This window comes from Amycolatopsis methanolica 239 (genome assembly GCF_000739085.1).
Taxonomy (GTDB): Bacteria; Actinomycetota; Actinomycetes; order Mycobacteriales; family Pseudonocardiaceae; genus Amycolatopsis_E; species Amycolatopsis_E methanolica.
In genome coordinates this window covers 4,295,215-4,308,867 of the sequence record NZ_CP009110.1, presented here as the reverse complement: position 1 = coordinate 4,308,867, position 13,653 = coordinate 4,295,215, and the positions used below count along the sequence as shown (strand labels likewise).

Sequence of the window (13,653 nt, the reverse complement as noted above, 5' to 3'; positions counted from 1 at the left end):
AGGTATTCGCGCCCGACGATGTGCGCGACAGGCAGAAGTTAGCGCGCGGAGAACCCGACGAAAGTCGCCAATCCGCCGCCCCCGGCGAAAAACCACCCCAAATGGCCTACGACGATCAGCCACCCGCCCACGGCGGCAAACAACACCCGCAGCGCCAAACACGCCACCCGCAGCGGCAAAGTCGCCGCGCCCGGCGGCGAACTCGCCGCCCGCAGCGGCAAAGTCGCCGCGCCCGGCGGCGAACTCGCCGCCCGCAGCGGCAAAGTCGCCGCGCCCGGCGGCGAACTCGCCGCCCGCAGCGGCGAACTCGCGCCCCCAGCGGCCAACACATCACCCGCGTCGGCAACTCGCGCCCGGCAGCAAACACGCCGCGCCTGGCGGCAAACACGCCGCGCCACCGGCGTGTTTGCCCTTCCGGGCAAGGTGTTTGCCCTTCCGGGCACCGAAGTGCCCCTTGCGGCCCGCTGGGTGCGGGGGTCAGGCGCGCAGTTCTGCCAGCACGGCGTCGGTGAAGGGCGGCCACGCCTCGATCGCCCACGGTCCGAAGTCCAGGTCCGTCAGTACGACGCACGCCGCGCCCGCGTCCGGGTCCACCCACAGGAACGTGCCGGACTGCCCGAAGTGCCCGAAGGTCCGCGGCGAGCTGTCCGCTCCCGTCCAGTGTGGACTCTTCGAGTCGCGGATTTCGAAGCCCAGCCCCCAGTCGTTGGGCTTCTGGTGCCCGAGCCCGGGCAGCACCCCGTTCAGCCCTGGGAACGCGACCGACGTGGCCGCGCGCAGGGTTGCCGGGTCGAGCAGCTTCGGCGCCTGCAACTCGGCCGCGAACCGCGCCAGGTCGTCGACCGACGACACCCCGCCGGCGCCGGGGGAGCCCTCCAGCCGGGTCGACGTCATGCCCAGCGGGGCCAGCACCGCCTCGGTCAGGTACCCGGCGAACGGGATGCCCGAGTGCTCGGCCAGCGCGTCGCCGAGGACCTGGAAGCCGGCGTTGGAGTACATGCGCCGCGTGCCCGGCTGGGCCATCACCCGGTCGGAGTCGAAGCCGAGGCCCGCGGTGTGCGCGAGCAGGTGCCGGATCGTCGAACCCTCCGGCCCGGCCGGCGTGTCCAGCTCGACCACGCCCTCCTCGACCGCGATCAGCGCCGCGTACGCGGTGAGCAACTTGGTCACCGAGGCCAGCCGGAACGTGCGCGCGGTGTCGCCGTGGCTGCCCGCCACCGTTCCGTCCGCCCGCACCACGGCCGCCGCCGCGTGCGGGGCAGGCCACTGATCGATCCGCTCGAGGCTCCGCATACCGCAAAGCCTAAACGGCGGCTGTCCCGCGCCGGGGACAGCCGCCGTCGGATCAGGCGTCGAGGTCGCTGGCGACCAGTTCGGCGACCGCGTCGATCGCGGCCTCCGCGCCGTCGCCCTCGGCGGCGATGACCACCTCGTCACCGTGGCCGGCCGCCAGCGTCATCAGGCTGAGCAGGCTCCCGGCGGGCACCGGGTCTCCGCCGTCCTTGGCGATCGTCACCGGCACGGCCTGCGCGGCCGCGGTCTTCGCGACCAGTGCGGCGGGCCGGGCGTGCAGGCCCACCTTGCTGGCGACGGTCACACGTCGTTGCGGCATGTTCGTCCTTCCCTCACTTGCTGGGCGTGGCGGCGTCGGCGGCCGGCTGCTCGGCGTCGTCCTCCCGGCCCGGCGTGCGCAGGTTCCACTTCGTGATCACCCACCGGAACAGGAAGTAGTAGATCACCGCGTACACCAGGCCGATCGGGATCAGCAGCCACGCCCGGTTCGCCGCCGGCGCCGACGAGTTCAGCGCGAAGTCGATGAACCCGGCCGAGAACGAGAACCCGAGGTGGATGTCCAGCGCGTTGCAGATGGCCAGCGACAAGCCGGTCAGCACCGCGTGGATCAGGTACAGCGGCCACGCGACGAACATGAACGCGAACTCGATCGGCTCGGTCACGCCGGTCAGGAACGAGGTGACCGCACCGGCGATCATGATGCCGCCGACGACCTTGCGCTGGCCCGGCCGCGCGCTCTGCCAGATCGCCAGCGCGGCGGCGGGCAATGCGAACATGAAGATCGGGAAGAAGCCGGTGGTGAACGCGCCGGCGTTGGGGTCGCCGTTGAAGAAGTTGGTGATGTCGCCGCCGTCGAAGATGAACCACACCGGCACGTTGATCAGCTGGTGCAGGCCGATCGGCAGCAGCAGGCGGTTGAGCAGGCCGTAGATCCCGCCGCCGGCTACGTCGTTGCCGGTCACCGCGTCACCGAGCCACTGCATCGCGTTGTCCACGGCCGGGAAGATCAGGCCGAACACGACGCCGATCAGCAGCAGCACCACCGAGTTGATGATCGGCACGAACCGGCGGCCGCCGAAGAACGCCAGGTACGGCGGGAGCTTCACGCGGTGGAAACGCTGCCACAGCACGGCGGTGACCAAGCCGACCACGATGCCGCCCAGCACGCTGTAGGGCCACTTGATGGGCTGCAGGTACCAGCCCTCCTTGAAGCCTTCCAGGTCGCTGATCGGCGCGAACACCTGCACGACCTTGCTGAACACCACGAACCCGACAGCGGCGGCGACACCGGTCGAGCCGTCGCCCTTGCGCGCGAAGCCGACGGCGATGCCGACCGCGAACAGCAGCGGCAGCCAGTCGAACAGGCCACCGCCTGCCGCGGCGAGCACGGCGGCGACTTTGTCCCAGCCGAGACCGTCCTTGCCGAGCAGGTCGTCCTGCCCGAGACGGCTCAGCAGGCCTGCGGCGGGCAGGGTGGCGATGGGGAGCATGAGGCTGCGGCCGAAGCGCTGCAGCCCCGCCATCCCCCTCCCTTTGCCCTTGGTTCCATCTGCGACGGTGGCGCTCACGGGTTACCTCCGTGTTCGGCGGGGACTGTGCGATCGAGTTGCATGGACACCTCGTACCGGTCGCCCCGGTACCACGAGGTCATGTCCTCCACGGGGACTCCGGACGCGCTGGAGACCCGGCGGAAGACCAGGAGCGGGTCGCCGGCGCGGATGCCGAGCAGCCGCGCCGTCTCCCGGTCCGCCGCTTCCGACCACACCGTCTGGCGGGCGTGGTCCAAGCGGAGGTCGTAGCGCTGCGCGAGTTGCTCGTACAGCGAGGAGGTCAGGTCCAGATCCGGCAGCCCGGGCACCCGGCCCGGGTGGTACCAGCCGCGCTCGACGGCCAGCGGGGTGCCGTCCGCGCGGCGGCGGCGCACCAGCCGGTACGCCTGCTCGCGCACGCCCAGCCCCAGCGCGCCCGCGGTCTCCGCGGGTGGGGTCTCCAGCGCGCAGTGCAGCAGCTCGGTGGCCGGCGTCAGGCCGCGGCGGCGCATGTCGTCGGTGAACGACATCAGGTACAGCTGCAGCTCCATGCGCCGCGTCGCGGTGAAGGTGCCCTTCCCGCGGGCCCTGGTGAGCAGGCCTTCCTCGACGAGCTTGCCGATCGCGGAGCGGACCGTCAGCCGGGACACCCGGTAGCGCTCGGCCAGCTCGCGCTCCGACGGGATCGGCGACCCCGGCGGCAGCTCGCGCTCGATCGAGCGCCGCAGGATCTCGCGCAGCTGCGCGTGTTTCGGCGTCGGCCCGTCCACCACGCGGTCGGCGGTGGTCGCGGTCTGCGCCATGCCACCTCCAGGTTTCGGGTTGGTTTCCGGGGTCGCACCGGCGGCCGGGAATTGGTACGTTCCGGTCTAGACCATTTCTTGATGGGGCAGAATGCTCCGCTACCCGGGCAGGTGTCAACCACCGTTACGGGTTCGTGTTCGGCAAGCAGAGAAGGAGGCCGCCGTGGCGGACGACAGGCCGGAAAAGATCCTCGCGGCACTGGGCGGCGCGGACAACGTCGTCGAGATCGAAGGCTGCATCACGCGGCTGCGGTGCGAACTCGAGGACGGGTCGCTGGTGGACGAGGCCGCGCTGAAGGCGGCAGGCGCGCACGGCGTGATGAAGATGGGGTCGGTGGTGCAGGTCGTCGTCGGCCCGGAGGCGGACACGATCGCCAGTGACATCCAGGACCTGATGTGAGCGTGACCGTGCTGAGCCCGGTGCCGGGCCGGGTCACGCCCATGTCCGAGGTGCCGGACCCGGTGTTCGCGCAGTCGATGGTCGGCCCCGGGGTCGCGGTGCTGCCCGCGGGCGGGCGGCAGGACGCGCTCAGCCCGGTCGACGGGACGGTGGTGACGCTGCACCCGCACGCGTTCGTCGTCGCGACCGCGGGTGGTCAGGGCGTGCTGGTGCACCTGGGCATCGACACGGTGCAGCAGAAGGGCGAGGGCTTCACGCTGCACGTCGTCAAGGGCGAATCGGTGCGCGCCGGGCAGCCGCTGATCAGCTGGGACCCGGACGCGGTCGCCGCGGCGGGGTACTCACCGGTGGTGCCGGTGGTGGCGCTCGACGCCGACGCCGAGGCGCTGTCGGGAGTGCTCACCGGCGGCTCCGTCGACGCCGGCGAGCAGCTCTTCACCTGGGACTAGGCGCCGCTCGCGCGGCGCGGCCGGCGCTTCGCCGCCGGCGGGGTGGGCGACGGCTGCCCCTAGACGAGTAATGCGTAAGTCGGGGTGATGCCCGGAGTGAGGTGAAGGGTGTCCAAGATCAGTTTGTGACGACCGACCTGAACACCCTTCTCACCGCACTCTACGTCAAGATCGACGACCATCTCGCGGGCAGGCGGCGGATGGGCAGACCGCCGAAGCTGACCGACGCTGAGCTGGTCACGCTGGCCGTCGCCCAGGCGTTGCTGGGGTTCACCTCCGAGGCCCGCTGGCTGCGGTTCCTGCCCGCCCGGATGCCCGGCGCGTTCCGCTACCTGCCCGGCCAGTCCGGCTACAACCGTCGCCTGCGCGCTGCGCTGCCACTGATCAAGCACGTGATGCGCTGGCTGGCGGCCGATACCGACCTGTGGACCGACACCACCTGGATCGTCGACTCCACCCCGGTGGAGTGCGGCCGGTCCCGACCGACGGTCAAGCGCTCAGAGCTGGCCGGCTGGGCCAAGTACGGCTTCTGCCGCTCACACTCCCGCTGGTTCTGGGGACTGCGGCTGCATCTGGTCTGCACCCCTGCCGGACTCCCGGTGGCCTGGGCGCTGGCGGACCCGAAGATCGACGAGCGGCAGGTACTCATGGCGATCTGCGACCACGAACCCCACCTGCTCACCGACCGCCCCGGCCTGCTGATCATCGCCGACAAGGGCTACGTCTCCCGCGAACTCGACCACTACCTCACCGAGCGCGGGGTCCGGCTGATCCGACCGTCCTACCGCAACCGCCGGCCCCATCCCGGCGAGCCGCTGCTCAAGTCCATCCGCCAGCTCATCGAGTCAGTCAACGACACCCTCAAAGGCCAACTCGACCTCGAACAGCACGGCGGACGCACCATCGAAGGCGTCGGAACCCGCGTCGCCCAACGCCTCCTGGCCCTCACCGCCGCCATCTGGCACAACCGCGCCACCGGCCAACCCATCACCCGATCACTGACCGCCTACGACCACTAACCGAGATACGCATTACTCGTCTAGGCGGTCACCACGTTCTGGCCCTCGACCTTGACCGGGATGGGGGTGAGGCCGGTGTCCGCGGGGCCCTTCTCCAGCGCGCCGGTCAGGGTGTCGAACTGCGAGCCGTGCAGCGGGCACTTGATGGCGTCGCCCTCGGGAGCCACCGTCGCGCCCTGGTGCGGGCACACGGCGCTGAAGCAGGCGGCGGTGGTCTCGGTGGGCCGGGCCAGGATCGCGGGCTTGCCGTCGACCGTGACCGACTTCGCCTGGCCGAGCGGGACGTCGTTCAGCGCCGCGACGGTGGTGCCGGACGGGGCGGCCGCGGCCGAGCCGGTGTTCTGGCTGCTTCCGGACGTGCCGCTGTCGCCGCCGCAGGCGGCCAGGACCACGGTGCCCGCGGCGGCGCCTGCCACGGCGACCCCGGTCGTCAGGACGGTACGGCGGGTGGGTGAGTGAGCAGTCATGCCCGTGACACGGTCGCGGCCCCCGCCTGGTTCAATCCGGCGGCCGGTTGAACCCGATGGCGTTCCGCCCCGTGGTGAACGGGTGCAAGGATCGCCGGTGGAGGAGGTCGGGTCATGGTGGCGTGGCTGTTGCGGATCCTGGTGGTCCTCGGACTGCTCGGGTCGGCGTGGGTGCACTGGGACCTGTGGGCCAACGAGGGCTTCGACGAGATCCAGACGATCGGGCCGTTGTTCCTGGTCAACGTGGTCGCCGGGGTGGTCATCGCGGTGGCCGTGCTGTTCTGGCGCCACTGGCTGCCGGTGCTGGCCGCGATCGGGTTCGGCGCGGCCACGCTGGGCGCGTACCTGATTTCGCTGACGCCCGGCGGGTTGTTCGGGGTGCGGGAGCAGTTCGCCACGTCCGCCGAGACGTGGGGGGTCGTCACGGAGGCCGGGTGCGTCGTGTTCGGGGTGGCGTTGCTGTTCGCGCAGCGGGTGCGGCGGAAGCAGGGCGTGCTCGCGTGACCGACGGCGCGGAAGACCAGTTGATGCGGGCGCTGCACGACGACCACGCGGCCGCGCTCTGGTCCTACGCGCTGCGGCTGACCGGCGGTGACCGGGCTCGCGCCGAGGACGTGGTGCAGGAGACGCTGCTGAGGGCGTGGAAGCACCCGCGGGTGCTGGACCAGACGCAGGGCTCGGCGCGGGCGTGGCTGTTCACGGTGGCGCGGCGGATCGCGATCGACGACTGGCGGTCGGCCGCGCACCGCTCCGAGGTGACCACCGATTCGCCGCCCGAGCTGGTCACGCCGGACGACACCGACCGGGCGTTGCAGGGCTGGCTGGTGGCGGAGGCGTTGAAGGAGTTGTCCGTGGCGCACCGCGAGGTGCTGCTGCTGTGTTACTTCCAGGGTTTCTCGGTCGCCGACGCGGCCGCACGGCTGGGGATTTCCGCCGGGACGGTCAAGTCCCGGACGCACTACGCGCTGCGGGCGCTGAAGCTCGCGCTTGAGGAGAAGGGGGTGACCCGGTGACCGAGCCCGACGAGTTCGTGACCTACGACGCGGCATACGTGCTGGGCGCCCTGTCCCCGGAGGACCGCGCGGTATACGAGGAGCACCTGCGCGGCTGTGTGCGGTGTTCCGCTGCGGTGGCCGAGCTGGCCGGCTTGCCCGGGTTGTTGTCGCAGGTGACGCCGGACATGGTCGAGGGGGAGCCGCCACCGGACCGGTTGTTGCCGGCGTTGTTGCGCGGAGTGCGCCGCGCCCGGCGGCGGCGGGTGGTGACGACGTTCGGGGTGGCGGTGGCCGCGGCGGCGGCGGTGCTGGCGGCGATATTCGTGCCCCAGCCCGACGGCGGTGGCGGGACGGCCATGACCCCGCTGGGCGCGTACCCGGTCCAGGCGACGGCCGCGGTGGCGTCGGTGTCCGGCGGCAGCCGGGTCGACATGTCGTGCAGCTACCGGGGCGCCTACGAGGGCGCGGGGTACCTGCTGGTGGCCATCCGGGCGGACGGATCGGACGCTCCACTGGCGACGTGGAACGCCACCCCCGACCGGGACGCGCGCATCTCGGTCGGCACGGACCTGCCGCCGGAGGAGATCAAGGCGCTGGAGATCCGGACGACGAGCGGGGTGCCGCTGCTGCGGTGGCACCCGTGAGGGGAGTCAGGCGGTGCGCCGCGCTCGCGGATCTCCGTGCCCGTGCCTGAATCTCCTCGCTGCGCGTCAATTCCCATCGCGGGGCGAAGCTCCCTGCTGCCGTTGAGGGTTCCGTCGCGCTTGAAGGTACCGCCGCGCCTGAAGCTCCCCGCCGTGCTTGAGGGTTCCGACGGGAGTCAGATCCCTATCGTGTCTCGAAGCTCCTTGCCGCGCCTCTAGGTTCCGCCGCGCTTGAATTCCACCCCGCCCCTATTTCCCGCCGCACCTCAGGTTACCGACGCGCCTTGAATCTCCTGCTCCGCCTCAGTGTCTTGTCGCGCCTCGGCGTCTTTTCACACCTTGGCGTCGTGTCGTGCCTCGGCGTCTTGTCGCGCCTCGCCTTCCTGTCGCACCAAATCTCCTGCCGCACCTCACTCACCCACGTCCGTGCCAAATTCCTGGCGCGCTCAAATCACTCACTTCACTACCTGTCGTCCCTGCGCGAGTGGGAACTTCGCGCGACGATGACCTGCCCTCTCACGCGGGCCAACACCCGCACGAGTGGGCCACTCGTGCGACCGCGCCCGATCCGGCCAGACGACTGGGATTCTCGTGCTCTCGCGACCGGGACTTCTCGTGTGCCACGAAATTCCCACTCGCACAACGGGAACCGTGCGAGTGGGAATTTCGTGCGCGCCATGATTTGGCATTTCGCTGCCCGGGGCGCAGTCTGAGTTCGTGAACTGGGGAATCGTGGCGGTGGTCGGCGCCGCCGGAACGACAGTGGGTGCCGGGACGGCGAGCCTGCTCCGGAGAGCCGAAGCCCCGGTGCCGGCCGCCGTGGTGGCGCTCGGTACCGGCGCGGCCTGGACGGGTCTCGCCGTCCTGACGCCCGCCTGGACGGCGTTCGTGCTGGCCGCGCTCGCTGTGCCGTTGATCGCGGCGGATCTGCGCCACCGGCGGCTGCCGGACGTGCTCACGCTGCCCGCGTACCCGCTCCTCGTCGCGGTGGCGCCGGATCCGGCGAAGGCCCTCGGAGCGGCCGCCGTCTTCGGGGGCGCGCACCTGGTGGTCCACCTCGTGGCGCCGCACGCCATGGGGGCCGGTGACGTCAAGCTGGCCGGCGCCCTCGGCGCGGCGCTCGGCTCCGTGGGCTGGGCCGCGTTGCCGGTGGCAACCGTGCTGGCCGCGTTCGTCACAGCCGTCCTGGCCGCGATCCGGCGCTGGCGGAACGGGGTGCCGCACGGACCCGGCCTGCTGGCGGCGGCCACCGCGCTGGTCCTGATCCGCCCGGGATGAGCAACCCCGGTGCCACAGGCGGCGACCCGCCGGCCCGCTCGGGCGAGCGAGCGCCCGCGCCGCCACGGCTGTCAACCGTCGGCGAGCCCCGCATGCTCCCGCGGATGGCGCTCGCGTGGCCTGGCCGCGCGCACCGCACGGGAGCCGAGCGAGCGACGAGGTCGGGCAGCCAGCGACGCCCGGGCAGCGAGGGGCGCCGCTCCTCGCCCGGGGAGCCGTCGGCCCCGCACGCCCAGGCAGCCGCTGGCGCTGCGTCACGCTCGGGTAGTCGCTGGCGCTGCGTCGCGCTCGGGCAGCCGTGGGTGTCGCGCCCCACCCAGGCAGTTACGGGCGCCACGTCACCCCGGTCAGCCTCCGGCGCCGCGCCACGCTCGGGTGGCCACTGGCGCTGCGTCGCGCTCGGGCAGCCGTGGGCGTCGCGCCCCACCCAGGATCCACGGGCACGACCAGCGGGCGGACCACATCAACCCCGCCCCGGCGCGCGCCGCTCGCGGGTGTGTCCCCGCCCGCCGGAGCCGCCTGAACCGGGCGACAACCGTCATGACAGGATCGTCTGGTGGTACTGCGCTGGATAACCGCTGGTGAATCGCACGGTCCGGCCCTCGCGGCCGTGCTCGAAGGGATGGTGGCCGGGGTCGAGGTCACCACCGCCGACGTGAGCGAGCAGCTCGCGCGCAGGCGGCTCGGGTTCGGCCGCAGCCCCCGCATGGGCTTCGAGACCGACCACATCGAGTTCCTCGGCGGCGTCCGGCACGGCGTCACCCAGGGCGGACCGGTCGCGGTGCACATCGAGAACGCCGAGTGGCCCAAGTGGGAGAAGGTCATGTCGGCCGACCCGGTGGACCCGGCCGAGCTCGAGGGCCTCGCCCGCAACGAGCCGCTCACCCGCCCCCGCCCGGGCCACGCCGACCTGCCCGGCATGCAGAAGTACGGCTTCGACGAGGCCCGCCCCGTGCTGGAGCGCGCCAGCGCCCGCGAGACGGCCTCCCGCACGGCACTGGGCACCGTCGCCCGGAACTTCCTCCGCCAGCTGCTCGGCGCGGAAATCGTGAGCCACGTCGTCTCCATCGGCGGGGCCGTCGCGCCCGACGGGCCGCTGCCCGGGCCCGCCGACCTCGCCGCGGTCGACGAGTCCCCGGTCCGCGCGTTCGGCCAGGAAGCCACCGACGCCATGATCGCCGAGGTCGACGCCGTCCGCCAGGCCGGTGACACCGTCGGCGGCGTCATCGAGGTCATCGCCTACGGGCTGCCGCCGGGGCTCGGCTCCCACGTCCACTGGGACCGCCGCCTCGACGCGCGCCTCGCCGGCGCGCTCATGGGCGTCCAGGCCATGAAGGGCGTCGAGGTCGGCGACGGCTTCACCACCGCCCGCCGCTGGGGCAGCAAGGCCCACGACGAGATCGACCGCGGCACCGGCCCGGTCGGCGTCACCCGCCGGTCCAACCGCGCCGGCGGCCTCGAGGGCGGCATCACCAACGGCGAGCCTGTCCGCGTGCGCGTCGCGATGAAGCCCATCTCCACCGTCCCGCGTGCGCTGTCCACTGTGGACGTCGTCACCGGAGAACCCGCCGTCGCGATCCACCAGCGCTCCGACGTGTGCGCGGTGCCCCGCGCCGGGGTCGTCCTGGAATCCGTCGTGGCGCTCGTGCTCGCCGACGCGGCACTGGAGAAGTTCGGCGGCGACTCGCTGGCCGAGACCAAGCGCAACGCCGAGTCCTACCTCGCGGCACTGGAGGAACGGTGGGCCAACCTCCCTGCATCGTGATCGCGGGCCCGCCCGGGTCCGGCAAGAGCACCGTCGGGCCGCTGCTCGCGCAGCGCCTCGGCGTGCCGTTCCGCGACAGCGACGACGACATCGTCGCCCGCGCCGGCCGTCCCATCGCGGAGATCTTCGCCGAGGACGGCGAGCCGGCCTTCCGCGCGCTCGAAGAGGAAGTGATCGCCGAAGCGCTCGCCGAGCACGACGGGGTGCTCTCCGTCGGCGGCGGCGCGGTCCTCGCCGAGGGCACCCAGAAGCGCCTGGTCGGCCACCCGGTGGTCTTCCTCAACGTCGGCTTCGCCGCGGGTGTGCAACGCGTCGGCCTGTCCACCGCGCGCCCGCTGCTCGCCGGGGTCAACCCGCGCGCCACCTACCGCTCGCTGCTCGAAGCGCGGCTGCCGGTCTACCGCTCGGTCGCCACGATCGAGGTGTCCACCGACGACCGCACCCCGGCCGAGATCGTCGACGCCATCGCCCGCGAACTAGCCCTGGAGGAGACCCAGTGACCGACCCGGTCCGGATCGAGGTCCGCACCGCCCGGCCGTACCCGGTCGTCGTCGGCCGCGGCCTGCTCGGCGAACTCACCGAGGCCGTCAAGGGCGCCTCCAGCGTGGCGATCATCCACCAGCCCACGCTCACCACCACGGCCGAAGCCGTGCGCGACGAACTCAACGCCGCCGGGCTGGACGCCCACCGCGTCGAGATCCCCGACGCCGAGGACGGCAAGGCGCTGTCCGTCGCCGGGTTCTGCTGGGAGGTCCTCGGCCGCATCGGCCTGGACCGCCAGGGCGTCGTCATCGGCCTCGGCGGGGGAGCGGTCACCGACCTCGCCGGGTTCGTCGCGGGCACCTGGATGCGCGGCGTCCGCCTGGTCAACGTGCCGAGCACGCTGCTCGGCATGGTCGACGCCGCCGTCGGCGGCAAGACCGGCATCAACACCGACGCGGGTAAGAACCTGGTCGGCGTCTTCCACGAGCCCAGCGCCGTCCTGGTCGACCTCGCCACCCTGGAGACGCTGCCGCGCAACGAACTGATCGCCGGCATGGCCGAGGTCGTCAAGGCCGGCTTCATCGCCGACCCCCGCATCCTCGAGCTCATCGAAGCCGACCCCGAGGCGGCGACGGACCCTGCCGGCGGCGTCCTCGGCGAGCTGGTGCGCCGCTCGATCCAGGTCAAGGCCGACGTCGTGGCCGCCGACCTGCGCGAGTCCGACCTGCGCGAGATCCTCAACTACGGGCACACCCTCGGCCACGCCATCGAGCGCCGCGAGCGCTACCGCTGGCGCCACGGCGCGGCGGTCAGCGTCGGCCTGGTGTTCGCCGCCGAGCTGGCCCGCCTCGCCGGGCGGCTCGACGACGAGACCGCCGAACGGCACGCCCGCATCCTCGAACTGCTCGGCCTGCCCACCAAGTACGACCCGGACGCCCTGCCGCAGCTGATCGACTCCATGCGCAAGGACAAGAAAACCCGGTCCGGCGTCCTCCGCTTCGTCGTCCTCGACGGCCTGGCCAAACCGGGGCGCCTCGAAGGCCCCGATCCGGCCCTGCTGGCCGCGGCGTACTCGGCGGTCGCCGGCCCGCGTCAGTCCGACGGGGGGAGGGTGCTGCTGTGAAGGTCTTCGTGCTCAACGGCCCCAACCTCGGCCGCCTCGGGAAGCGGGAGCCCGCCGTCTACGGCTCCACCACCCATGCCGACCTCGCGGAGCTGTGCGTCAAGACCGGCGGCGAACTGGGCATCGACGTCGAGGTCCGGCAGACCGACCACGAGGGCGAGATGGTCGGCTGGCTCCACGAAGCCGCCGACGGTAGGAACCCCGTGGTGCTCAACGCGGGCGCCTGGACGCACTACTCGATCGCCGTGCGGGACGCTGCCGCCCAGCTCGCCGCACCGCTCATCGAGCTGCATATCTCCAACGTGCACAAGCGCGAGGCGTTCCGCCACCACAGCGTGCTCTCCGACATCGCCACGGCCGTCATCGCCGGGCTCGGTGTCGACGGCTACCCGCTCGCCCTGCGCTGGCTCGCCGCCAACGCCGGATGACCGTCCCCGACCTCAGAACCGCCCGGCTGCGCCTGCGAGGCCTCGAACCCGCCGACACCGAAGCGATCGTCCGGGTCTTCGCCGGCCCGGACACGAGCCGCTTCCTCGCCGCCGACCTCGGCGACCCGGACCAGTGCCGGGCCTCGGTCGAGCGGCGCCTCGCCTGCACCGGGCCGGACGGCACGGGCCACTGGGTCGTCGAGCGCGACGGCGACGTCATCGGACTGGCGCACCTGCGGCCCTCGGCCGAGCTGTCCGGCGACCTCGTGGAGATCGGGTACTTCCTCGACCCCGCCCACGGCGGCCAGGGACTGTCGACCGAGGCGGCGGCCGCGCTGCCGCGCCACGCCTTCGCCGCGCTCGGGCTGCCCGCCGTGTGGGCGCTCGTCCACGAGTCCAATGTGGCCAGCCGGAAACTGGTGCACCGCCTGGGTTTCACCGACGTCGGCGGCGGCGAGCACTACGGCGGGCCGCACCGCGTGTTCGTCGCGCTGCCCACCACCCTCGGGCAGTGGCACCACGTCGAGCTGTGGGTGCCCGACCTCGCGCGCGCCGAGGAGAGCTTCGGCTGGCTCCTCGCCGAACTCGGCTGGCAGGAACACCAGCGCTGGCGCGACGGCGTCAGCTGGAAACTCGGCGCGGGGTACCTCGTCGTCGAGCAGTCCCGGCGCTCACCGCCGCCACGCACGGCCGCCGCGCGCCGGGCCTCAACCACCTGGCGCTGCACGCCGGCCCGCCCGAACGCGTCGACCAGCTCGCGGAAGCCGCGCTCGCGCACGGCTGGCGCCCGCTGTTCGCCGACCGCTACCCGCACGCCGGCGGCCCTGATCATCACGCCGCGTATCTGGGGAACGCCGACGGCTTCGAACTCGAACTGGTCGCCGAATCCCCGGGTGTCACTCGACCGGGTTAATCAGTCTCTACACTGAGCTTGCTGGCGAAACGGAAGGACGACGGGTGGGCAGACGCAGGGTGCT

Annotated in this window: 17 protein-coding genes; 12 read left to right on the top strand and 5 right to left on the bottom strand. The window is 72.3% G+C overall.

Annotated features, from left to right (window positions below):
- Nucleotides 1-477: 477 nt before the first annotated feature.
- Genes AMETH_RS20885 through AMETH_RS20870 form a run of 4 tightly spaced genes read right to left on the bottom strand, consistent with a single transcriptional unit; the run spans nt 478 to nt 3,625 of the window.
- Nucleotides 478-1,293: a serine hydrolase domain-containing protein gene (locus AMETH_RS20885; RefSeq protein ID WP_017983099.1), complete on the bottom strand. Its 816-nt coding sequence runs from the start codon at nt 1,291-1,293 to the stop codon at nt 478-480.
- Between the two features lie 52 nt (nt 1,294-1,345).
- Nucleotides 1,346-1,612 carry an HPr family phosphocarrier protein gene (locus AMETH_RS20880; protein WP_026153218.1) on the bottom strand — a complete coding sequence of 89 codons (267 nt, stop codon included), beginning with the start codon at nt 1,610-1,612 and terminating at the stop codon, nt 1,346-1,348.
- A 13-nt stretch (nt 1,613-1,625) separates the two neighbouring features.
- The gene (locus AMETH_RS20875; protein WP_017983097.1) at nt 1,626-2,816 is read right to left on the bottom strand and encodes a PTS transporter subunit EIIC; all 1,191 of its coding nucleotides are present in this window, start codon (nt 2,814-2,816) and stop codon (nt 1,626-1,628) included.
- 41 nt (nt 2,817-2,857) lie between these two features.
- Nucleotides 2,858-3,625, bottom strand: a complete 768-nt coding sequence (locus AMETH_RS20870; RefSeq protein WP_017983096.1) for a GntR family transcriptional regulator — start codon at nt 3,623-3,625, stop codon at nt 2,858-2,860.
- Nucleotides 3,626-3,716: 91 nt separating this feature from the next.
- On the opposite strand from AMETH_RS20870, the gene AMETH_RS20865 reads away from it, so the two are divergent.
- The 3 genes from AMETH_RS20865 (at nt 3,717) to AMETH_RS20855 (ending at nt 5,493) form a co-directional block, all read left to right on the top strand.
- Nucleotides 3,717-4,025 (top strand): PTS sugar transporter subunit IIB, encoded by a 309-nt coding sequence (locus AMETH_RS20865; protein ID WP_081617564.1) that lies wholly within the window; start codon nt 3,717-3,719, stop codon nt 4,023-4,025.
- Nucleotides 4,022-4,474: a PTS sugar transporter subunit IIA gene (locus tag AMETH_RS20860; RefSeq protein ID WP_017983094.1), complete on the top strand. Its 453-nt coding sequence runs from the start codon at nt 4,022-4,024 to the stop codon at nt 4,472-4,474. The genes AMETH_RS20865 and AMETH_RS20860 overlap by 4 nt, the downstream gene beginning before the upstream one ends.
- 125 nt (nt 4,475-4,599) lie before the next feature.
- Nucleotides 4,600-5,493, top strand: coding sequence for an IS982 family transposase (locus AMETH_RS20855; RefSeq protein WP_017983093.1), 894 nt, complete (start codon nt 4,600-4,602; stop codon nt 5,491-5,493).
- 20 nt (nt 5,494-5,513) lie between these two features.
- Here AMETH_RS20855 and AMETH_RS20850 read toward each other — a convergent pair whose 3' ends face one another.
- Nucleotides 5,514-5,960: a Rieske (2Fe-2S) protein gene (locus AMETH_RS20850; RefSeq protein ID WP_026153216.1), complete on the bottom strand. Its 447-nt coding sequence runs from the start codon at nt 5,958-5,960 to the stop codon at nt 5,514-5,516.
- A gap of 114 nt (nt 5,961-6,074) precedes the next feature.
- On the opposite strand from AMETH_RS20850, the gene AMETH_RS20845 reads away from it, so the two are divergent.
- The 9 genes from AMETH_RS20845 to AMETH_RS20805 all read left to right on the top strand — a co-directional run bounded on the left by AMETH_RS20845 (nt 6,075) and on the right by AMETH_RS20805 (nt 13,605).
- Nucleotides 6,075-6,464, top strand: a complete 390-nt coding sequence (locus AMETH_RS20845; RefSeq protein ID WP_017983091.1) for a hypothetical protein — start codon at nt 6,075-6,077, stop codon at nt 6,462-6,464.
- Nucleotides 6,461-6,973 carry a sigma-70 family RNA polymerase sigma factor gene (locus AMETH_RS20840; protein ID WP_017983090.1) on the top strand — a complete coding sequence of 171 codons (513 nt, stop codon included), beginning with the start codon at nt 6,461-6,463 and terminating at the stop codon, nt 6,971-6,973. Before AMETH_RS20845 ends, AMETH_RS20840 begins: the two co-directional genes overlap by 4 nt.
- A complete protein-coding gene (locus AMETH_RS20835) occupies nt 6,970-7,599 on the top strand; it encodes an anti-sigma factor family protein (RefSeq protein WP_017983089.1) in 630 nt (209 codons plus the stop codon). The genes AMETH_RS20840 and AMETH_RS20835 overlap by 4 nt, the downstream gene beginning before the upstream one ends.
- A gap of 807 nt (nt 7,600-8,406) precedes the next feature.
- Entirely contained in the window at nt 8,407-8,877 is a 471-nt protein-coding gene (locus AMETH_RS20830) for a prepilin peptidase (RefSeq protein WP_017983088.1), read from the top strand.
- A gap of 553 nt (nt 8,878-9,430) precedes the next feature.
- Nucleotides 9,431-10,642, top strand: coding sequence for a chorismate synthase (gene aroC, locus AMETH_RS20825; RefSeq protein ID WP_026153215.1), 1,212 nt, complete (start codon nt 9,431-9,433; stop codon nt 10,640-10,642).
- Nucleotides 10,639-11,142, top strand: coding sequence for a shikimate kinase (locus tag AMETH_RS20820; protein WP_017983086.1), 504 nt, complete (start codon nt 10,639-10,641; stop codon nt 11,140-11,142). Before aroC ends, AMETH_RS20820 begins: the two co-directional genes overlap by 4 nt.
- Nucleotides 11,139-12,248: a 3-dehydroquinate synthase gene (gene aroB, locus AMETH_RS20815; RefSeq protein ID WP_017983085.1), complete on the top strand. Its 1,110-nt coding sequence runs from the start codon at nt 11,139-11,141 to the stop codon at nt 12,246-12,248. The genes AMETH_RS20820 and aroB overlap by 4 nt, the downstream gene beginning before the upstream one ends.
- The gene (gene aroQ / locus AMETH_RS20810) at nt 12,245-12,676 is read left to right on the top strand and encodes a type II 3-dehydroquinate dehydratase (RefSeq protein ID WP_017983084.1); all 432 of its coding nucleotides are present in this window, start codon (nt 12,245-12,247) and stop codon (nt 12,674-12,676) included. Before aroB ends, aroQ begins: the two co-directional genes overlap by 4 nt.
- Entirely contained in the window at nt 12,673-13,605 is a 933-nt protein-coding gene (locus tag AMETH_RS20805) for a GNAT family N-acetyltransferase (protein ID WP_223842888.1), read from the top strand. The genes aroQ and AMETH_RS20805 overlap by 4 nt, the downstream gene beginning before the upstream one ends.
- Nucleotides 13,606-13,653: the final 48 nt, after the last annotated feature.

Excerpts from the sequence above, each read along its gene's own strand:
- AMETH_RS20865 (WP_081617564.1), top strand. The coding sequence starts at position 3,717 with ATGCTCCGCTACCCGGGCAGGTGTCAACCACCGTTACGGGTTCGTGTT.
- AMETH_RS20875 (WP_017983097.1), bottom strand. The coding sequence starts at position 2,816 with ATGGCGGGGCTGCAGCGCTTCGGCCGCAGCCTCATGCTCCCCATCGCC.
- AMETH_RS20880 (WP_026153218.1), bottom strand. The coding sequence starts at position 1,612 with ATGCCGCAACGACGTGTGACCGTCGCCAGCAAGGTGGGCCTGCACGCC.
- AMETH_RS20870 (WP_017983096.1), bottom strand. The coding sequence starts at position 3,625 with ATGGCGCAGACCGCGACCACCGCCGACCGCGTGGTGGACGGGCCGACG.
- AMETH_RS20850 (WP_026153216.1), bottom strand. The coding sequence starts at position 5,960 with ATGACTGCTCACTCACCCACCCGCCGTACCGTCCTGACGACCGGGGTC.
- AMETH_RS20885 (WP_017983099.1), bottom strand. The coding sequence starts at position 1,293 with ATGCGGAGCCTCGAGCGGATCGATCAGTGGCCTGCCCCGCACGCGGCG.
- AMETH_RS20805 (WP_223842888.1), top strand. The coding sequence starts at position 12,673 with ATGACCGTCCCCGACCTCAGAACCGCCCGGCTGCGCCTGCGAGGCCTC.
- AMETH_RS20845 (WP_017983091.1), top strand. The coding sequence starts at position 6,075 with ATGGTGGCGTGGCTGTTGCGGATCCTGGTGGTCCTCGGACTGCTCGGG.